Annotated in this window: 15 protein-coding genes and 3 pseudogenes; 13 read left to right on the top strand and 5 right to left on the bottom strand. The window is 69.1% G+C overall.

Annotated elements, in window-relative coordinates; genetic code table 11:
- The first annotated feature begins 438 nt into the window (after positions 1 to 438).
- The 8 genes and pseudogenes from AB0N17_RS32000 to AB0N17_RS32035 all read left to right on the top strand — a co-directional run.
- Positions 439 to 696, top strand: a complete 258-nt coding sequence (locus AB0N17_RS32000; RefSeq protein ID WP_366015069.1) for a hypothetical protein — start codon at positions 439 to 441, stop codon at positions 694 to 696.
- Positions 697 to 2,629: 1,933 nt separating this feature from the next.
- The gene (locus AB0N17_RS32005; RefSeq protein WP_366015070.1) at positions 2,630 to 2,983 is read left to right on the top strand and encodes a hypothetical protein; all 354 of its coding nucleotides are present in this window, start codon (positions 2,630 to 2,632) and stop codon (positions 2,981 to 2,983) included.
- Positions 2,967 to 4,469, top strand: coding sequence for a caspase family protein (locus AB0N17_RS32010; protein WP_366015071.1), 1,503 nt, complete (start codon positions 2,967 to 2,969; stop codon positions 4,467 to 4,469). Before AB0N17_RS32005 ends, AB0N17_RS32010 begins: the two co-directional genes overlap by 17 nt.
- Before the next feature lie 742 nt (positions 4,470 to 5,211).
- The gene (locus AB0N17_RS32015; RefSeq protein ID WP_366015072.1) at positions 5,212 to 5,580 is read left to right on the top strand and encodes a nuclear transport factor 2 family protein; all 369 of its coding nucleotides are present in this window, start codon (positions 5,212 to 5,214) and stop codon (positions 5,578 to 5,580) included.
- Between the two features lie 216 nt (positions 5,581 to 5,796).
- Entirely contained in the window at positions 5,797 to 5,919 is a 123-nt protein-coding gene (locus tag AB0N17_RS32020; protein ID WP_366015073.1) for a hypothetical protein, read from the top strand.
- An 803-nt stretch (positions 5,920 to 6,722) separates the two neighbouring features.
- Positions 6,723 to 7,514: a hypothetical protein gene (locus tag AB0N17_RS32025; protein ID WP_366015074.1), complete on the top strand. Its 792-nt coding sequence runs from the start codon at positions 6,723 to 6,725 to the stop codon at positions 7,512 to 7,514.
- Complete coding sequence (locus tag AB0N17_RS32030) at positions 7,507 to 7,893, top strand: GntR family transcriptional regulator (protein ID WP_366015075.1); 387 nt, start codon at positions 7,507 to 7,509, stop codon at positions 7,891 to 7,893. Before AB0N17_RS32025 ends, AB0N17_RS32030 begins: the two co-directional genes overlap by 8 nt.
- Positions 7,894 to 8,576: 683 nt before the next feature.
- Positions 8,577 to 9,038 (top strand): annotated as a pseudogene (locus AB0N17_RS32035) (hypothetical protein); the annotation flags it as partial.
- A gap of 151 nt (positions 9,039 to 9,189) precedes the next feature.
- Here AB0N17_RS32035 and AB0N17_RS32040 read toward each other — a convergent pair.
- Entirely contained in the window at positions 9,190 to 9,348 is a 159-nt protein-coding gene (locus tag AB0N17_RS32040) for an STAS domain-containing protein (RefSeq protein WP_366015084.1), read from the bottom strand.
- 561 nt (positions 9,349 to 9,909) lie between these two features.
- On the opposite strand from AB0N17_RS32040, the gene AB0N17_RS32045 reads away from it, so the two are divergent.
- Positions 9,910 to 11,163, top strand: a complete 1,254-nt coding sequence (locus AB0N17_RS32045) for a SpoIIE family protein phosphatase (protein ID WP_366015077.1) — start codon at positions 9,910 to 9,912, stop codon at positions 11,161 to 11,163.
- Positions 11,164 to 11,393: 230 nt separating this feature from the next.
- On the opposite strand, the pseudogene AB0N17_RS32050 reads toward AB0N17_RS32045, so the two are convergent.
- Positions 11,394 to 11,607, bottom strand: a pseudogene (locus tag AB0N17_RS32050) (hypothetical protein); the annotation flags it as partial.
- 1,696 nt (positions 11,608 to 13,303) lie between these two features.
- Between AB0N17_RS32050 and AB0N17_RS32055 the strand changes: the two are divergent.
- From AB0N17_RS32055 to AB0N17_RS32070, 4 genes and pseudogenes are all read left to right on the top strand, one after another.
- Positions 13,304 to 13,675 (top strand): phage holin family protein, encoded by a 372-nt coding sequence (locus AB0N17_RS32055; protein ID WP_366015085.1) that lies wholly within the window; start codon positions 13,304 to 13,306, stop codon positions 13,673 to 13,675.
- The gene (locus tag AB0N17_RS32060) at positions 13,672 to 14,154 is read left to right on the top strand and encodes a DUF3618 domain-containing protein (RefSeq protein ID WP_366015078.1); all 483 of its coding nucleotides are present in this window, start codon (positions 13,672 to 13,674) and stop codon (positions 14,152 to 14,154) included. Before AB0N17_RS32055 ends, AB0N17_RS32060 begins: the two co-directional genes overlap by 4 nt.
- 65 nt (positions 14,155 to 14,219) lie before the next feature.
- A pseudogene (locus AB0N17_RS32065) lies at positions 14,220 to 14,422 on the top strand (DUF4235 domain-containing protein); the annotation flags it as partial.
- Between the two features lie 1,596 nt (positions 14,423 to 16,018).
- Complete coding sequence (locus tag AB0N17_RS32070) at positions 16,019 to 16,480, top strand: hypothetical protein (protein WP_366015079.1); 462 nt, start codon at positions 16,019 to 16,021, stop codon at positions 16,478 to 16,480.
- A gap of 274 nt (positions 16,481 to 16,754) precedes the next feature.
- Here the strand turns inward: AB0N17_RS32070 and AB0N17_RS32075 are convergent, their stop codons facing one another.
- The 3 genes from AB0N17_RS32075 to AB0N17_RS32085 form a co-directional block, all read right to left on the bottom strand.
- A complete protein-coding gene (locus AB0N17_RS32075) occupies positions 16,755 to 17,288 on the bottom strand; it encodes a GNAT family N-acetyltransferase (RefSeq protein WP_366015080.1) in 534 nt (177 codons plus the stop codon).
- Positions 17,289 to 17,789: 501 nt separating this feature from the next.
- On the bottom strand, positions 17,790 to 18,434 hold the full coding sequence (locus tag AB0N17_RS32080) for a hypothetical protein (RefSeq protein ID WP_366015081.1): 645 nt from the start codon (positions 18,432 to 18,434) through the stop codon (positions 17,790 to 17,792).
- Between the two features lie 377 nt (positions 18,435 to 18,811).
- On the bottom strand, positions 18,812 to 19,462 hold the full coding sequence (locus tag AB0N17_RS32085; RefSeq protein WP_366015082.1) for a hypothetical protein: 651 nt from the start codon (positions 19,460 to 19,462) through the stop codon (positions 18,812 to 18,814).
- Positions 19,463 to 19,769: the final 307 nt, after the last annotated feature.

Here is a 19,769-nt window from a genome sequence, read left to right on the forward strand (position 1 = left end):
CGCCCCGGCCCAGGCGCCCTCCGGCACCGAGTGGTCGCCGAACTCCGCATGCTCGCCCAGAGGCTGTGACATTGCGGGCTCCGCCATTCTTCAGGAGCTCACGACTGCCGTAGTCCTGATCCCGGACCAAAGCAACGATGCCGCGAGTCCGGCCGGGTGCTGCGGGGGCCGGCAGGGCCGCGGACCCGCACCTTACTGAGCACGGGGATGAACTGCGGACTGTCTGCGACATGCCCCACGGTCAGTACCAACGCCTCGCCGTCCGATGGGAACGACGCCTCGAACTCCACGATCCCTCCCTCTCGTTGGCCTGCAGTCTGATTCCGCTGGCGGCGCCTCAAGAGAAACCACTCATGAACGCGTTGCGAGCTGTAAACCGACAAGCGCCCAAGCGACGGGTCGTGAGAGGGTGCGGTTCGACTTGAGACAGGGGGAAATGTGGGGCTGATCTACGGCTACGACATCTATCTGCGTCCTCGGAATGTCGCGAGGGCGTTGGCCAATCTGGCCGAGCTGGCGCCACCGGCCCGTGCCGTGCCGCCGCTTGAGATCACCCTGCCCGGCGGTGAGCGGCTCGTCCTCCCGTTCACGTCCCATTTCGAGAGCGAGCCGGTCGACTGTTCAACGAGCAGCACGCTCGAGCTCGACACGTCCCTCATGTTCGACGTCGATGATGCACTGCGCGAGTATGCGTAGAAGGGCGGACGTGAACCCGATGCGGACGGGCGCATCCAGATCGGGTACATCTACGCGACGATCCGGTTCGAGTCCCTTCTGCACCCTGGCTACACGTCGGTGGAGTGCTGGGCAGCGACGTCAGGGATGAGCCGCTTGTTTGCGCGGTCGGCCAACATCCGGAAGGTGTTCACCGACCTCACTGCCGACAGCGGAGGAGTGTGCTGCCTGTTCGACACTGGCGACGGCGCTCCCGAGCAAGTGTGCTGGCTCAACGGTGAACCCACCCAGGAGATGGTCTTCGGTCCCCGCTTTCCAGATCGGCGAGCACTTGTGGCGACTTGGTCCGAGTCCGAGAAGTGAGCATCGGTCTCCCGTGCAGCCTGGCGGGCGCTGTCGTCTGGTTGTCCTTGGGGGCGGATGATGTTTGGTTGTTTGGGTGTTCTGCTGGTGGCGGGGTTTGTTTCGCCCAGGACGGCTCCGGGCCTCAGTGCGGTGGCTGCAGTTGTCTCGGGGATGCTGCTGCAGGGCGCTCGGCGTGTGGGGTGTGTTTCGGGACCGCTCGGAGGTTGTTGGTGGGGGCGGTGTTCCAGTTCGGTGTGGGTGCTTTCGTGGGGGGCGTCTCGGCGGTGTGGAGCGGCTGCGTGAAGTCGTGTGGGCGCTGGGTGGTGACGTATCGGTCGCACATGTCGAACAGTGGGGCCGTCTGCCCCCCCTCCCTTCGCTACCACGGTGGAGGCGAGCGGCTGCGGATACGGCCCGGAGGGGGGTTGGGTTTCGGCGGCGGGGGCTGATGTGCGTGCTCGCCGTGGATGGGAGGGGCGTTGACATGCGGGTGTACCGGTCGGGAGTTCGGGTGCGTGTCGTGGCGGTGGAGGAGGCCGAGTATCGAGCCCGTGGGCCGTCTCGGTACCCGATGTTCGAATCGGTTTTGGTTCCCGGGGCCGTTGCCGAGGTGGAAGAGTAGTTCGGTGTCGTGCTCCCTGGCGAGTACCGCACGTTTTTGGCGGAGGTCGGAGCCGGTGGCCTCGGTCCGGCATTCGCGCTCACGTAGTTGCGCCGGATCGGCGGGAAGCGGGGGTTGGGTCTGGGGGAACGACGAGGACCGTCCCTGGCTGATGGATCCCGGTGGGCCGTTCGTTGAGACGGTGGACTGGGCCGACCAGCAGATAGCGGCCCTGCGTGCCGCCGGGCGTGAGCCGGCTACGCGTGATGAGGACGACGACTGTCTGGACGGCTACCGCAAGGTCTTCGGCGACGCGGGCGGCGATGTCTGGTTCCTGGAAGGGGGGCGGGGTGCGATCCTCATCAGCGGCAACGGTTGTGGGATGACCAGCTGGCTCATCGTCGTCGGCCCGCGCCGCGGGGAACTCCGCCATCGGGACTGCGCGGTCGACTCGCCTTTCGAGCCGTACGTCGATGCAAACGGAAACGGTTGCACCTTCCGCGGCTGGTACCTCCAGTGGCTTGAGCAGCGCGAGAGGGCGGCTCGACGATCAAGGGCTGATGCCCCTGGCCCGCCCCGCGCACAGCGGCCCCGACCGCCGTGGCAAGAGCGGATCGAAGATCCGGCCGTCGCCCTACGTCCGCCGCGCGAGCAGACCGCACCCGCGCCAAGGGACGGTGGAAGGGAGCGGCTTCGAAAGGACGCGTGGCTCCGCGCGTTGTGCAAGGGGCTGCGGCGAAGCCGGGTCTTCGTGGTCCGGAATGGACCACGAAGCCGTCCTCGCTCGGGACCGTACTGAGCCTGCACGGACCGTCTTGGTCCGATACGGACCGGAACGAGACCCGCAACTGGCCGAGGGACGAGGGTGGGCGGCCGCTTCTTGCCGCTGTCTAAAATGGTCGGGACACCGTCGTCGGGCTTGTGGCCTTCGACGGGACCGGATACAAGGGGCCCTTGCCAGGCCCAACTTCCCTCCTGCCGGCGATCAGCCTGAAAGGATGACTGGTCATGGACGCTGTGATCAGTATCAGGGATGGCGACGAGATCGGGGAACTGGCCGCGCTTGCCGGCTGGCTCCGTGCGGAACGTGAGCTGGAGGGCACAATCCAGGTCGTACGCGGAGGCATAGCAGAGACGGAACTCGGCAGCGGGCTTGACGTGATCAGCGTCGCCGTAGGATCCGGCGGTGTTGGTGTGGCTCTGGCTCAGTCACTGTCCGCGTGGCTACGCAGTCGGCGTGCGGACATCAAGATGACCTTCACCGCCAACGGCCACACGATCGAGATCGACGCCCAGCGCGTCAAGGATCCCGCCAGTCTGATCACCCAGGTGTTGAGCAGCGCTGATGACACCAGGAACTGACCGAATCGACCGGTCCGGATCCCTAGCCGTTCTGATTGGTGTCTCCGACTACCAGGATCGCTCCTTCCCGTCCGTGCCCGCTGCGAAAAACAGCCTGTCGGGCATGCACCGAATGCTCGTCGACAAGGATCTGGGAGGCTGGCCCCGTGATCAGGTCATTCCCGTGGGTAATCCGGTCGACTGCCGTCGCGTGATGAGTGACCTGCGGCGCCACGCTCAGGGCGCCACCGGTGTGCTGCTGCTGTACTTCGTCGGCCACGGAACCGTAACCGCGACCGGAGATCTCGTCCTGGCCGTGAGTGACACCGTTGCCGACGAACCCGACGTCACTGGGCTGGAGTACTCCAAGATCCGGGGCATGCTGCTGGGGAGCCCGGCCAAGGTCAAAGCCGTCGTTCTGGACTGCTGCTACTCCGGGCGTGCCATCGATGTGCTCGCAGGGGATCGGCAGGTCTTGGCCGACATCACCGATATACGCGGCACCTACACTCTCACCGCCGCCGACCGCGCCGCCCATGCGGGGAAACCCGACACCAACACCGCCTTCACCGGAGAACTCCTCGATGTGATCAGCACCGGGATCGCTGGCGGCCCGCCCATCCTGACCTTTGCCGAGTTGTACCCTCATCTGCGCCAGAGGCTGATCGCACGCAATCTGCCGCATCCCAACCAGCGTGGCACGGATACCGCCGACAGATGCCCGGTGGCCAGGAACATATCCGGCAGTCCTTCGCCGACGAGCCATGGCCGCGACTCCCGAGATGTATCAGTCGTCCGGCAGGAGACGAAAACCGCTTCGACCCCGCCGGCCACGATGGAGCAGCCGTCATCGCCGCAGGCGAAGACCTCCGACGTCACCCGGAAACCGCCCGAACCGGATGCGCCCTTCACCATCTCGTGGACGGGAAAGGATCCCCTGTCCGCCTACACCGGTTCCTCGCACAAGGGTTGTCTGGTCGGCTTGGCGAAGGTGTTGCTGCCGGTGACCGCGCCGGGCGTGTTGGTACCGCTGCTGCTGCACCGCATCAAGGTCGGGACCGGGCAGGAGGACGGTTGGATGGCGTGGTTCGTGCTGTCAACCGTCTTCGGACTGTTCGCGCTCGGATTCCTTCTCGTGCTTCCTGTGCTGACGTACCTGCACCGGACGCGCAAAGGGTGGTCCCTGTCTGTCGGACCGGAGTACATCGAGACGACCAGCCACTTCGGCACGCGCAAGTACCTGTGGCGTCAGGTGCTTGAGTGCACCATCGAAGGGATCGTCACCAACTTCTGGGTCCTCCACGACTTCACCGGCCTCCACCTCAAGTTCACGAAGGATGTGGATCGCAGGCGTGGAACCGATCCGGCGGGGTGGCCCCCGAACTGCCCAGGGGAGAGGACCATCCGCGGGGACGGAGTGTGGCCCATCTGCGTCCTCGGGCCAATGACCGACAAGCAGCGCTCGGAACTCAACGAAGCCATCGCCCGGTACGGTCCCCCGCGATGAGGGGGCGGCACCAGGGCGGTGGCCCAAGCGCGTGCCCTGGGCAGCCCACCTGTCGGTGTCGCGCAGGCGAGATGCCGGCGCGACCCGGCCCCGGGCCTTGAGCGGAGCAGGCTCACGCGCTCTGCACGGCGGATGGGCCGGCCTCATTGTCCGCGCCACGGGGCCCTGGAACGGCCGCTCCGTCGGAATCTGCAAAAGTCCACGGGAATTGTCTGTGGTGCGATAAAGCCGCAGGTCAAGAAGTATGCTCCCCGCGTCCGCGGGGATGGCGCCACGCAGCGCACCGTCGAACGGTACGTGAAGGTCCAGATCAATAGGACCCGGCCTGACCTCGTGCAGCGGATAGAGCGCGAGGTCACCGGGCGGCGGCAGCCACGGGTCCGGGCCGGGGCCGGCCGACGCCGCCAGCGGCATGCGCGGAACGCGCCGACTGCCGTCGTCGCCTGGCCGGACGTTGCCGCCCCCTCGTTCCGGCCCGCCGCGGCGCAACTGGACTGGGGATAGCGGCGATGAGCGTCGCTCATGCGGATACGGCTTCTCAAGAGACCGCATCCCGCTGACACGCCGGCATTCGCGAACACCGCTGCCGTGCGGTCGGGGCCTCTTTACCTGTGCGGTAATCGCGGGGTCGGGCGGGAGGCGGCAAGGTGAAGCCATCGGGTTTCGGGCCGGCGTACTGCGGCTCGAAGCCCGGCCAACCGGCCTGCATGACAGGTCACTTGACCGGAACGGGAGTCCCGCTATGTCGATTTACGCTACCGCCGTCGCCCGCTACTTCGAGGCGTGGAACGCCACCGACGCCGACACGCTCGCCAAGGCGGTTGCCGCTGCGTGGTGCGAGGACGGCACCTACACCGACCCGCTGGCCGACGTGCGCGGCCACGAGCAGATCACCGCGGTCATCCGGGCGGCACACGATCAGTTCCCTGGCTTCGAGTTCAAGCTGGCCGGTGATGTGGACGGCCACCATCACATCGCCCGCTTCGGGTGGGAGCTGGTGTCCACCGCCGACGGCTCGGCCCCGGTCGCCGGCTCGGACGTGGTCACCCTGGCCGAGGACGGCAGGATCACCTCGGTCCTGGGCTTCCTGGACCGGCTCCCGGAAGCCTGAGATCTGCAGGAAGCGGCCGTCGTCCGGGTCGGCACCCGGGCGAGCCGGACACCTCGAGCAGTGCCGGCACCCGGCTCGGGGGAGGTGGAGCCGCCCCTGGGCTCTGGCTCCCGGACCCGCGAGGCGCCCGAAGCCGGAAGTGCGTGTTCCTCCATTCGGACGCATCATGGGCATGGCCCATTCAGGCGCCACAGCACCAACCTTCCGGGAGGTCCTGTGATCCTGCTTGCCCTGCTCACGCCTGTCGCGTTGATGGCCTTGCTTTTCGGAGTGACCGCCTTCGAAGAGCATCTTTTCCCGCAGGCATCCGTCACCGAAGACGCCGGTCCGCCGTTGTAGGGCCGGAGCGCCTCGGGCTCCTCCCACAGGGTCCCTGGTCGTCGATGCGCTCACGTCCGCGCGGGGGAGGGCCGTGTCTTTTGTGTTGGCACAGTTGGGGTGCTCCGGGGCCGGGCGGCGGCTCTGCCCGCGGCTGCCTCGGGCTCGCCGTACTCGGTGACGTCCAGGTCGCCGCGGCCCCGCCCGGCAGGAAACCCCGGGCTCTGTGTCGGGGATGATCGGGAGTGCCTCGCTGCGGGAGCGCCCCGACGTCTCGGTGTGCGGCGGTCGGCAGCGGCGCCGTGCGGGCGACGAGCCGGAGGCCGCCGGCCGGCACGTAGCGTCCGGTCGGCAGGGTGGCCGGCGCCCGTACGCTGCACGCCCGTACGCTGCACGCCGGTACGCTGCCGGGGTTCCCGCCGATCACGCTGTCCGCGGTCTCCCGGGCTCGCACCTTGATCCACCTGCGGCGGCCGGGCCAGTACGGCTGGGCCGGCCCTTTCATGACGACTGTCTCGATGCCGGCCACGCCCCAGCTGGGTCGAGCCGGTCCACAGCCCCGTCGTTGGCGGCCGGGCAGAGGGGGAACCGGTGCGACAAGGCCGCCGCGCCGCGGCGGCGTTCCCGGTGAGGCCGGACCATCAGCACGGTGTCGGCGGCCTCCAGGGCGTCGACGACGACCAAGGTCTGCACCACGTGGGGTTGCTCTCGCTCCGGAGGCCACCTCCACCCGCCTCGCCTTGTACCGGGTGTTTGACACAAGATCGCAGCCAGGGCATCTTGTGCTTGCCACTTGGTACAAGATGATGCGAGGGGGACCCTCTATGCTCGACGCCGCCCCGTTCCAGCGCCGCTTTCTCGATCACGCGAACTACTACGCCCGCTGGTCCGGGCTGGCCATCGGCATCCTGGCCGCACAGGCACTGTCCACGCTGGGGCGCATCGAGTTCGAGCAGCGCTTGGTCTTGTGCATCACGGCCTTCGGTCTGTGCGCGGTGGCGGGCGTGCTTCTTGCCGACGCGCTGACCCTGCTGCCTCAAGACCCGGTACGCACCGCGAGTCTCGCCCCGCGCCTGGTCAGAGACCATGTGCCACCCCGCATGGGCCCCCTGATCGCTCTTCAGGGGGTCTCGCTCGCAGTGCTGCTGGCCATCACATCTGCCACGGCCTCCGTCGACCCGCACCGCATTTTCAGCACGGGCAAGGTCATCGCCGTCACCTGCGACGGGGTGCCGGCAGCGCTGGGCCCCTGGCCAGGGATGTACTACAGCCTTCCGACGTTCGGCGCCCTGGCCATAGCCACCCCGACCTGCATGTGGGCTCTGCGCCGCATCGTTCACGGGCCGGGCGGGGCGCAGCAGCGTCGTGACCGCGCGTGGGCGGTCACTGGGGCCTGGGGCCTGCTGGTGTCGAGCCAGCAGCTGTACGCCGTGCTGATGATCTCCGTCTCGCTCACGGAGACGGGCTGCGCCGGTGCGATGGGTGCGCTCACCTTCTGGGTGTTCTATCCCTTGGCCCTGCTGAACCTGTTCACGGTCGTCTGGTCGCTGATCACCGTGGTGGCCCCCCGGGCCGTCGATGACGATGCGGTGAGGGGGGCCCACGACGATGAATGAGCCCGCCGTCCGCGTCGATACTGCCAGCCAGGTACCGCCGTACGCGCAGATCCGCGCCCAGCTCGGCGCGCTGATGGTCACCGGCCGGCTGGCCGAGGGCGACCGGCTGCCGACCGTCCGCCAGCTGGCCACGGACCTCGGCCTCGCACCAGGCACCGTGGCCCGCGCCTACCGCGAACTGGAGACCGCCGGGCTGATCCGCACCCGCCGCGGCGCGGGCTCCCGAGTCGCGGCCCCTCCAGCCGGCCCGACCCGTCCATACGCCTCCGAACTCGCCACCCTTGCCCGCGACTTCACCTCTTCCGCCCGCGCGCTGGGCGCCGATGCCGAGGCCGTCATGGCCGCCGTCCGCGACGCCCTGGGTCCGGACCGCCCCTAGCTGCTTGCTCCTTGGGAACTTCGCACGTACCTCCGAGCACAACTCGGTGGGGGCGTACGGCCACAGTCGCTCAGCCGCCCGCAATCGGCCCACCGCTCTTCTCGCGGAGCGTGAACGACTTGGGTGCGCCGCACGGTTGCGGCTCACCTGCTCTTGGCGTGCTCGCCGCGTGCGGCGGGCTCGTGCTGTACGGCGTCCTCGGCGGCGACGGGGACGGCACCCGGGCCCGGCAGCGACCCCCACCGCCTTCGTCATCTGCGAGGTGACCGGTACGGGCACCGCCACCGCCGACCTCACCTTCCAGGCCCGCAGCGAGCCCGGGACGGCCACCGTGGTCCGGGCCGCCCGGACGCCGAGCCGTTCCTGAACGGCCGTCCGCTGCACATCGCCCGGCCGACCTTCGAGGAAGTCACCGAGGCGTACATCACCGCCGAGCGGGCCATTGGCTTCGTTCACGGGATCGGGCAGCGGATGTCGACCACTTCGGCAGGCGCCACAGCACACCGGGAATTCGGACACTGAGTGAGTCGCCTGCCGTAGGCAGAGGCGGCGGCCGGCACGTGCCCACGCTGCGTTGATACTCCACGACGGCGGCGGGTGCCGTTGCCGCGACGGACGAGAAAACATGGTGGCCGGCCGCCGGCGAGCTGCGACGATGCGTCTGTTTCCCAGGCGGAGGACATTTGTTCGTTTTCGTGTGTGCGGGATGCGGCGCCGAGTTGACCACCCCGCTGTCCCAGGTCTGCCTGCCGGTCCACGCCCGTCAGAAGTACGGGAACGGGGCCCAGCTTCCGGTGCTCATGGAGTCGGGGACGTTTGCCGTGGACCCGGATGCCTGGGGAGGGTCGTGGCGGCTGTGGGACGGGATCGATCCGGGCGGGGCGGAGGCGCGCGGCATCTGTGCGCCGGTCCACGCCCTGTCTGACAGCACGCCCGGGGCGAGTGTCATCGCGCCCGGCGACATCCGTGGAACCCGGCTGATTCCTGAGAACCGCGGCGGTGCCTGCTGCGGCCTCGACGGAGCCGACGGGCCCAGAATGGCCTGCGAGGCATGCGGCCTCCCCGTGGCGACCAGGGTCGACGACTGCTCGCTCTGGCAGGTAGTGCGGTTCAGCGCGGACGCCGTGCGCCGCGTCCCCGTCGACCGTATCCACGAGCGCCCGCAGCGCTACATCCCTGAAGACACCATGGCCCGCGTGCAAGGCCGGCGTCAGGTGTTCAGGGCGGCGGTGGTGTCGGTGGTGGTGTCGAAGGACCGCAGGACATGATCGGCTCCAGTGATCGCCAGGACCCGGTTCAGCAGACCGGGACGCCTGCCAGGGCCGGCTCGACCCCTGCCCTGTCCGCATCACGATGGGCTCCCGGCAGCACGTTCAACCCCGCCGAGTCACAGGACGACACATCCGTCAGGTCCAGCACGACGGCCCGCTTCGCGCGAGCGCTCTCCTGCTTCAGCCGCTCAGCCGCTCAGCCGCTCAGCCGCTCAGCCGCTGAGCCGCTCCTGCTGCGGGACAGGGTCCGTGGCGCCGAGCTCCTTCGCTGTCAGGCAGGGGGCCTTGCAGGGTCGTCTCGTCCGGGGGGGGGAGAGAGAGATCATTCACGGCGTTTGCCCGATTCTCTCGCGCGGGATCTGAAGAGAGTGCCGACGAGCCTGTCCGGCAAGGCCTCTTTTGGGACCGCTTGCCCGCCGGGGTCCTGCCGGACGGCCCGGCCGGAGATCATCGGTGCGTGCCGGTCGTCCCGGGGGGCGTCTCCGGGCTTGGCGGCGGCACCGGTCCCGGGCTGATGGAGCGGCCCACCGGGTACGTCCCTGGAGGAGTCGGGCGACGGCCTGGCCGGGCTGCTTCACCGGGCACGTGTGCGGTGAGGGAGAGGGCGTGTGGTGACACACGAGGGGCCTGCGGTGATCACCTGGCCCGTGATCACCTGGCCCGTGTCCGGCTGCTCAGCGGGCGGGGGACCGGGGCGTTTCGTAGATTGAACACAGAGGCCCCCGGGGGGCCAGGGGAATAGCGTGTGACGGCATCGGAGATCGACTACGCGGCGGCGTTCGCCGCCCTTCCGAGCCCGTGTCTGATGCTCGGCACGGACCTGGTGATCGCCGATGCCAACCGGGCCTTCAGTGAGGTGACCGGACGAAGCCGGGCCGAGCTGGTCGGGCAGTACCTCTTCGATGTCTTCCCGGACAACCCCGCCGACCCGGAGGCCGACGGAGCGGCCACGCTGAAGGCCTCGCTGCACCGTGTCCTTGCCTCCGGCCAGACCGATCACATGGCATTGCAGAAGTACGACATCCCGGTCGCCGGGAACCCGGAGGTGTTCAAGGAGCGGTGGTGGTCCGCGATCAACGTGCCCGTTCTCGGCCCGGACGGCAAAGTCGCCTGGATCATCCACCGGTCCGAGGACATGACCGACGTCGTCCGCGCCCGCCGCACCGCGCACCTGCCGTCGGTGAGCCCTGGCCGGGAAGCGGCCATGGAGGCCGAGCTGTATGTCCGGGCACGGCAGCTGCAGCAGCTGAACGAGGAACTGCGCCAGGCCCACGCCCGTGAGCGGCGCGTCGCCGTCGCCCTGCAGGAAACCATGCTGCACACTCCGGACCTGGCCCGGCACCCGGACATCGCCGTGCGCTACCTGCCCGCGGTCGGATCACTGAACGTGTGCGGCGACTGGTACGACGCGGTCGACCTGCCCGCAGGCCGCTTCGCCGTCGCGGTCGGTGACGTGGTCGGCCACGGCCTGATAGCCGCCACCGTCATGGGCAGGCTGCGCAGCGCTCTGAGCGCCGCCACCCGCACCGTCCACGGCCCCGCCCAGGCACTGGAGGTCCTGGGGCTGTACGCGCGCTCGGTCGAGGGAGCCTTGGCTGCAACCGCCGTCCAGGTCCTCATCGACTGTCACAGTCATCTGCTCATCTACAGCAGCGCCGGTCACCCCCCGCCCGTCCTGCTGCACCCGGACGGTACCTGCGAACTCCTCGACCAGGCCACCGACCCACCGCTGGGCGCCCGCCCCGACCACGTTCCCCGCCCTCAGGCCAACGCGACCTACCACGCCGAGGACACTCTCATCCTCTACACCGACGGCCTGATCGAACGCAGAGGTGAGGACATCGACGCCGGCCTGACTCGCCTGACCTCCACGCTCGCCGCCTGCACCGGGTTCGGCGCGGAACGCCTCGCCGACGCCCTCCTCGCCCGCCTCGGCCTCACCAGCGGGGCAGGCGATGACATCGCCATGGTCGTCGTCCGCCTGGAATCATCACCGTGATCCGGAGGGGCGCCGGGACACCCCTGCCAACAGCTGTCGCGCCAGCGTCGTGGTCTCCCACCCGGACCCCGAGCGCGCCGCCCGCCGACAGGTCGACCGCCACTACGGCGCAGTCGACCGCTGGGCGTCCGCGTGGCACCGCGCCGATGGCGTGCCGCCGCCCGGGGGTACGGCGGACGTCTTCAGGACTGGCGGGCACCGGCTGTCTACCCGCTGACCGTGCCGCAGCCTCAAGGCCCGGCCGGCGAGCCGGCCTGGGCGCAGTCGACCGAGGTAGGCAGGTCGGTCCATGGGCGAGGCTTGCCTCCGGTGGGAGGCGTCCACACGCCTTTGGGCGGGGCCGTGTCGCTCGAGGTCTTCCAGGACGGCGGCGCCGAGCCGGACTTCGCGGGCGAGCGCGGCTACGAGCGGGTGCTGAGCCACCATCCCCTGTAGATCACCTATTGGCGGCTCGTGACAGATGGCCGGGGCTCGTGGCCGTCAGCGTGGTCGAGGTCCGCCGGTGAGCTGACGAAATCCGAACCGCTCAACAAGCTGCTCCGTGACGACCGGTTCCGCAAGGCCGTGCGGCCTTGCGGGGGAGAGGTGGCTGGCCTCGCCATACCGGCCACCGTGCGGCGTCTGGCCCGCCGGGAGTTCGTCGATCCCTCAAACCAGAGGCCGCGGTCTTACGGTATCCCCCTGCGGTACGGCTGAGCGCGCCGCAGTCAGGACGGTGAGGAGCGGCGGGCTGCCAGGTCCTCGATGCGGGAGCGTTTCCGGCGTTGCTGGCCGGGGGCGGCCGGCGCTGTTGCGCCGGTACTCGTATCGGTCGGGTTGCTCGAGGTCGGGCAGGAGGCCGTGGCCGAGTGCGCTGATGAAGCTGTCGGCGTTGCGGTATCCGAGGATGCGGGCTGCTTCGGCGGCCCCGACCAGGTCTTCGTTCTCGTCCTGGCCGGCCGGCGGGAGCACTCCACGGTGGAGTGCTGCGGCGACGGCGGTGGCCCGGCGCCACTTCTTGCGGCCCGGGCCGCGGCGGCCTTCTTCTTTCTGCAGGGCGTCCGGTTCGGGAAGTTGGCTTGTGCGCTGTACGGGATGGATCGTGTCGAGGACTGGCTCACCCGCACCCCGCACTCTCCCCGCCACGCCCGCCGCCCGCACCTGCGCCTGATCCAGAGTGGCAGGCAAGAACCCCACGACCGCCACGCAGGCAGGCGACACTCCGACGCTGGCTGGCCGGCGTCGGCAGCGGCCAACGGGGGCTGGGCGTCAGCCTCGTGTCGACCAGCGCTGTGCAGTGACCAGACATGGGATCAGCGAGCGCGGAAGGCGTGGATCGGCGACGTTGCGTTTTGATCAGTCCGCGCCGGCACGGCGGCAGGAAGCTCAGCCGAGTGCGAGCAGTACGGCGGTTGCGACCGCGCTCAGCAGGCTGGGCTGGCGACCTGGGGTCCATCGACCCGCTCGCGCGCGACGGTCAGCCTCAGGACCACGGGCAAGGCCCGGCTAGAGGGAGGCGGGGGCGGCCGCGGGCATCTGCGGTTGAGTCGCGAGCAGGTACGGACTGAGTGCCAGGGCCGCGCCCGCTGGGGTGAGGTTCGCTTGGGCCCTGCGCATGGCAGGAGCTCGTTGGCGGCCTGCCGCGGTCGGCAGCAGCACGGCGAGGGCTGCGAGAGGGCCTGCGGTTGGCGGCCGCAGCCCGCTTGAGGGATCGGCCTGGGGCAGTGTCAGGTTCTGCATGGCGCCCCCATGTTCGCCGACAGGCCGTCCCAGGTATCTCGGCTCGTGATCGCGCCCGGGTTTTCCAGGAGGGTGGTGTGCCCGCGCGAGTGCCCGGAGAGGAAAGGGGGCGATGCTCCACCAGCGCCGCCACTGCCCCTGGTCGGCGCCTGGTTCACGCGTCACGCCCCGTACCTGATCCTGTGCGCCTTTGCCCCTGGGCGTCGGGGCCGGGTGTGACTGGCGCAAGCCGACGGGACCTGCCGGCCAGAGCGCCTGTCCTGAACTCGTGTGTTCGGGGTACTCGCGCGCTCATCGCAAGGAGGCCGGGAACGAGCCCGGTCTGCAGGAACGCAGAGGGACGGAGGTGACCGTCGTGTCGAGCACGCATCCGCAGCATGCCGGGTCCGGCCCGCGCACGGACCGTGCCGGTCAGGAGCCGGTGGGGGAGCTGGTGCAGCGGGCTTCGCAGCAGCTGACCGAGCTGGTGCGCGGCGAACTGCGCCTGGCACAGGCGGAGATGAAGCAGAAGGGCAGGCACTACGGCAAGGGCGGAGGCCTGTTCGGCGGCGCCGGCATCGTCGGATTCCTGATGCTGCAGACGCTGGTTGCCACCGCGATCGCCGCGCTGGCGGTGGCGCTGCCGGTGTGGGCGGCGGGGCTGATCATCACTGCGGTGCTGGGTGTGATCGCCGCGGTGATGGCCATAAGCGGAAAGAGGCAGGTCGACCAGGCAGCGCCGCCCGCACCCGAGCAGACCGTCGACAACGTGAAGGCCGACGTGGCCGAGATCAAGGAGAGTGCACACCGATGACCCAGCCGCCCCACGACGAGCCCACCGCCACCAGCCCCGAGGAACTGCGCGAGCAGGTCGAGCAGACCCGCACCGAGCTCGGGGAGACGGTCGAGGCGCTCGCTGCGAAGACCGACGTCAAAGCGCGCGCCCAGGAGAAGGCTGCCGAGGTTAAGGAGCAGGCCGCCGCGAAGGCCGCCGAGCTGAAGGAGCAAGCGGCGCTGAAGGCGGGGGAATGGAAAGCGCAGGCGGCGGACCTGGCACACCAGGTGCAGGACCAGCTGCCCGACCCGGTCAGGGACAGGGCCGTCCAGGCAGCGGGACAGGCCAGGGCGAGGGCGGCCCAGGCCGGTCAGCTGTGGCAGGACAAGGCACCCGAGCCGGTGCGGCACAAGACGGCCCAAGGGGCGCAGCTGGCGCGGAACAACCGCAAGGTGCTGCTGGCGGCAGCGGCTGCGGCTCTCGTGGCGTGGTCGGCCTGCCGCCGCCGCAGGGGGTGAGCCCTGCGAAGGCATCCAAGATCGCCTATCAGCCGGTCGGCCTGGCGCTCGGTGCCGGCAGCGGGATGGCTGGGGCGCATTGTCCGAGCAGACGTGGAAGGTGCTCGGCCACGACGAGGGCGCCTGGGACGCTACCGGCGAAGACGGCTCGTGGAGCGGGGCGCTGCTCGCCTTCACGCTCCAAGGTGCGGTCTTCGCCGCAGCCGAGGCAGCCGTCGGCCGCGCTGGCGCCACCGGTACCCGCCGCCTGACCGGAACCTGGCCCGGCCGACGGCGCTTAAGGAGGCCGGCGGGCCGGGGCGCCACGGATACAGGGGCCTTCCGCCTGCTGACCAGTAATCACGCGAAGGACCCTTCACATCCATGTCCGATCAGCACGCAGCTTCCGCACTCACCGCCGCAGCAGTCATCGCCACGATTCTGGTAGCCCGGGCCGCCGTCCTGCGCCAGAGCGGTCCTGGACGCGCCGCCCGCCCGGCTGGCCCGGTGCGCGGTCGCACCCCACCCAGCGCTGACATGGTTGCGCCCGGTGCGGTCACGCTCTCAAAGGACGCCTCCTGCGTTGTGCGAGAGGCTGAACAGCATGTCCATCACTGCTGGCAGCACCTGCAAACACGCGCGGAGCCGCCCGAGTGACCTGCCTCATAAGGGCAGCCGGTGAGGTGGATTTACGCGTCGCCGCCACCTCGTGACGAACAGCGTCAGGCGGTGGGCAGACCGGCCTGTCGCTCAGCATGCGCACACCACAGGAACTGGGCCCGAGCCAAGCGTGGCCGGCGAGCAGCCATACACCAGCTGCATGTCTGAGGCGAGTGGATTGACGAGGCTGCACCGACGGAACCCGGGTTCGCGTGTGTCATGAGTGATCAAGCAGTGACGGCTGTCGGCGCGTACCTTCATGAAGGTGCTGGTCTGGCAACCATCCCCGTCAACCCGTGACACTCCTGAGAGGCCGTGCGCTGATCGAAGTGACCCCGGGCGGGGTCATGGCGCCCAGCCTCCGGGGGGAGACATGCGGGCGCCGCAGGGGCAGGCTCGGTTTCCCCCGTAACCGGCCTGCCCCTGCTCACATCACTCCGAACTGCCCGGCAGGCAGCCGCTCTACATGTGCCGGCGCGTTCGGCGACGAGGCCGGTTCATCGCCGGGGCTGCCGTACCCCTGTGCCGGGTCCAGCCGCCATGCGTGCCCCGACGCTTTCTGCCAGCGGCCCCAGAGCCGGTCGACGTTGGAGACCCCCGCCCCTGTGCGACGAAGTACCCCCGCCGGGTATCGTCTCGGTGGGGCGACCACCCCAGGGAGAGAGAACGGGGAAGGAGAGCAGGCCGCTCATGGGGAGTACGCCGACACACCGCCCGGGCACCGCCCACCTGCTGGCGCTGTGTGCGGTCCTGCTCGGTCTCTTCCTCATGCATGGCGCCCCGGGCACTGCCGTTGAGGGCTGCCACGGCGGGATGAGCGCAAGTGGCTCGGTCCTCGACGGCCACGCCTTCCCGATGACCTCGCACCAGGCTGTCCTGCCTCATTCGGACGGTGTCCGACCTCAGGCCGTCGAAGGCATGGGGACACACGGGGAGCTGTGCGTCGCGGTTCCTGCCCACAACGACGTTTCGGTACCTGCTTCGGCCCTCGTCGGTGTGGCTGCCCTCGTGGCGCTGGCGGCCTGCGCTCTTCGCTGGGCGTGGAATCCCGACGGAACACGGCGACGCGGCCCGCCGGGCGGACGCGGGCTCCTGCTCCAGGTGTGCATCGCGCGGACGTGAGCGGACCGCACCGGAACCGCCACCAGCGGTATCCGGCAAAACGTCCTGCCCACATTGCGCCCCACCCGGCGTGGTGCGCCACCGGAAAGACCCTTGAGACACGATGTCCTCTTCCACCCGCTCCACCGCGCGCAACCGATCCCTTGCGGCAGCCGGCATCGCAGCCACCCTTGCTCTGGCCTTGGCCGCGTGCGGCTCGTCCGGTGACTCCTCGATGCCCGGCATGCACCACGGCAGCACGCCGTCGGCGGCTGCCTCGGCGAGCCAGGACTCCTCGGTGCGCGGCATGCCCGGCATGGGCCGGGCCGCCGGTGGCAACGGCCTGGCCGCCAGTGGGGACGGCTACCGCCTCACCAGTTCCGACACGACCCTGAAGGCCGGCAAGCCGGCCGCATACCGGTTCATGATCATGGGCCCGGACGGCAAGGCGGTCACCGGCTTCGCTCTCGACCAGACCAAGCGGATGCACTTCTACGCCATCCGCTCCAACCTGACCGGATTCCAACACCTCCACCCCACGATGGGCTCCGACGGCACCTGGACCGCCCGGCTACGAAGCCTGTGAAGTCTGGGCGGAGCTCCGCCGGCTCCTGACCGCACCCCGCTACCGGAACCCCCGCAGTCACCGCCGGTTCTCCTGCGAGCGGCACAGCAGCCCGACAGGCTGCGCTCGACAGGCGAAAAACTGAATCCAGCTGCGGACGCAGTCCCGTGGAAGCACAGATCAGCGACCGGGAAGACACGATCCGTCGCCCGGGTGCCGGTATCGTCGCGTTACTGCGCCCGGGGACGTAGGGACAGCAGCCAGCCGTCCTGTGATGGTCGACGGCTCGGCCGGTTCATGCCTGGAACTCGGTGAGGTCGATGGCGTGAACGCGCAGCGGGTAGCCGTACACGGGGTGCGCCGTCTCCCGCTCGGGCACCATGCCGAGCTTGCGGATGACGTTCTCGGAGGCGTTGTCACCCACCCGGTTGATGCTGATGACGCGGTCGATTCCGCGGTCCTGGAGAGCGAACTCCAGCGTGGCGTGGGCGGCTTCGGAGGCGTATCCCTGTCCCCAGAACTGTGAGCCGATCCGCCAGCTGATCGCCACGGCGGGCAGCACCTCCGGCAGGAACTCGGGCACGAACAGTCCCGCAAAGCCGATCAGTTCGCCCGAGGCCAGCAGCTCGACGGCGAAGAGCCCGAAGCCCTCCTCGTCCCACTCCTCCTCCCACCGCTCGATGTCCTCGGCCGTGCGATCCAGGTCGCGCACCGAGCCATCGTCGATCCAGCGCATGATCCGGGGGTTCGCGTGGATGTCCGCCATCGGCGCGAGGTCGTCGTCATGCCAGCTACGGAGGAGGAGGCGAGGTGTGCGGATCTCGGTCATGCGCCCATCCTGCCGAAAGAAAGGTCCTCTTCCGTAATCCGGCGTGCGCAGCTGTCCGTCGAGGCTACCTACCACGCTCAGTCACACCCAGGCCGTGTCCTGCGCTGCATCCGCCGGCGCATCACGAGACCGGCGAGGCGCGATCACCCGCGATCCGGGCCGCCCCAGAGCAATCACGACGCTCACCTGGTCGCCGGACACGGTCACAGCGACTCACCTCCGCTCGCTCAAGTGGAGAGGGCGGGTTTGAACGACGCCATGGTCGATGCAGTGGGGGCTCACCTCTACTCGCATGCCCGATGAACTGGCCCCCTCGATCGAGTCGGCCGCCTCGGAGGCCGGCTGGAGCGTGAACGCGCCGTTGTGCGCACTGCACGGCGGGCCGCCACCCGTGGCGGCCCGCAGCGCTTCAACTGGCCGATTGAGCGTGACGGATGACAGCCGCCACGTCTGCCGACGCGGTCCAGGCTTAGTCCGGGGGTGCCGGGTTGTGTGGCACGGTCATCGCACGTCGACGTAATCCGTGACCAGGGGACTCTTGAGGTACTGGTCGCCTATGGAGCGGTTCAAAGCAACCGCCCATGTGCCGTCCTGGGTGTCATTTTGGGTGATGTTGCAGATCCGGCCCTTGGAGTCGGTGCTCAGGTCACTGATGTAGCGGTAGGCGGAGGCTCCGCGAGGTCGGAAGTACAGGGCGGGGTTGGCGTCTGCGAGCGGCTTCCAGGCGGTACCCGTGTAGTACTGGAGCGTGCCTTTGAGGTGGATGAGGCCGTTCTTGCGGATCGGTTCGGGAGTGACGTCGAACCCCGTGATCCGTGTGGAGTAGCGGCGAAGGTGGACGGGCTTAGTGGTGCTGCTCGCGAGGTCGGGGTTGCCGTTGAAGCGGGCACGCCAGTAGGCGTCGTTCCGCGCGGTGAACGACGTGCTGAAGACTTCCGGGATGCTGGGCGTGTTGTGGCGGATCTTCACAGGGATCGTGGCGGCTGACTTCCAGCCGGTCTTGCCGTCCTTGGAGTATTCGATGGTGACGGCGGTGTGGGACGGCCAGTGGGCGCGGGGATCGCTGTACTCGATGTCTCCCGAGACATGGGGCCGGGAGTCGTCGCCGAGCGTGGCGTCCATGGTGAGGTCGGTCGTGTATGCCACGTGGAGGCTGAAGGGCTCAGCGGCAGGCTGCAGGAACGGCGTCTCACCGAGGACGAGTTGACCGGTCGGCAACGGATTGTCCGAAGGAACGCGCAAGCTGTAGAACCCATTGTCGTCCGTGGTGGTGGTGCCCCCGAAGCCCGGCGAAGGGCCGGTGCCGACGAGGCTGAGGGACGTGTGCGGCAGCGGCTGCCAGCCGTCTGGATCTCCGCGAGGCCGGTGACCTTGCCCGTCGTTCCCTGACGCAGGTCGAGGCCGTGTGTGCTCACCGTGAACCGGGTCGGTGCCTGCACGGGGTTCATGTGCTGCTGGGGCGAGCTCAGGAGTATCGCCCCGGGATAGGCGCTGGAGGCCTTTGACCACGCCGTCACGTCGGATCAGTACAAGGTGGGAACGAAAGAGAAGGTGAAGCGCCCGTCGGCGCCGGTCTGCGTGGTGAACCTGCCGTACGGGGCGGTGCCCTGGGAGGTGATGTCGACCGACGCATCGGCGACCGGGACGGGAGCTTCGGGCGTCCGCGGGTCTTCGGCGAGTTCGGTACCGCTGACGGTCACTTTCTGATGGAAGTAGTCCGGCCTGGTCGGCGTCACCGTGAGGTCCGGGATCGTGAGAATGGTCTGGTACTCCAGTGTCTCGTGTGACACCACGCCGGTGACCTTGGCACCGGAGGAGTCCTCCATGTCGACGGTGATCCGGTACTCGCCGAGGTCCGCGAGGTGCACCGGAGCCCGCCATACTCCGGACCGGCCGTCCGTGCCGGACTGCTGGGTGAAGTCGTCGGTGGACCCAGCCTCGGGGGCGTCGCCCTGGCTGCCGAGGGGGGTGAAGTGGGCAGTGATGTGGGTGATCGGATTATCTGAGTGTGCGGTGACGAAGACCATTCCGGGATAGCCGTACCAGGCGTCCGCGTTGTCCAGAACCGGTCCACCACTTGGAGCGGCATCGGCACGGGCCGGCGCGGAGCCGGTGAACATTGAGGCGGCCAGCGCGGTGGCACTGGCAGCCGAAAGCAGAGCAGCGCGTCGCACGGTGATATCCCCCCACAGGATCACATGGCCCCAGCTCACGGCGGGCCATCCGGTACCAGGCCCGACATCACCGTTCGTCCGGTGCGGATCGTGACCAAGTGATCAATGAATATAGCGACCGTTTCGAACACCTGGCCACCGAAAAGGAATAGGAAGCCACGCGGCTCCCCGTAACCGGTCCGGCAGCCGCAGGGACACGCCACCAGCGGCCACTACTGACTTTGTAGTCGTGGTGTCGTCGGCGTGAGTCCTGTTCCGGTGAGGCATCCGTCGATGATGCTGCTGCGGTATTGGAGCTGGCGGAGGC

Origin of the sequence: Streptomyces sp. NPDC051133 (assembly GCF_040682635.1) — a bacterium.
Lineage (GTDB): Bacteria > Actinomycetota > Actinomycetes > Streptomycetales > Streptomycetaceae > Streptomyces.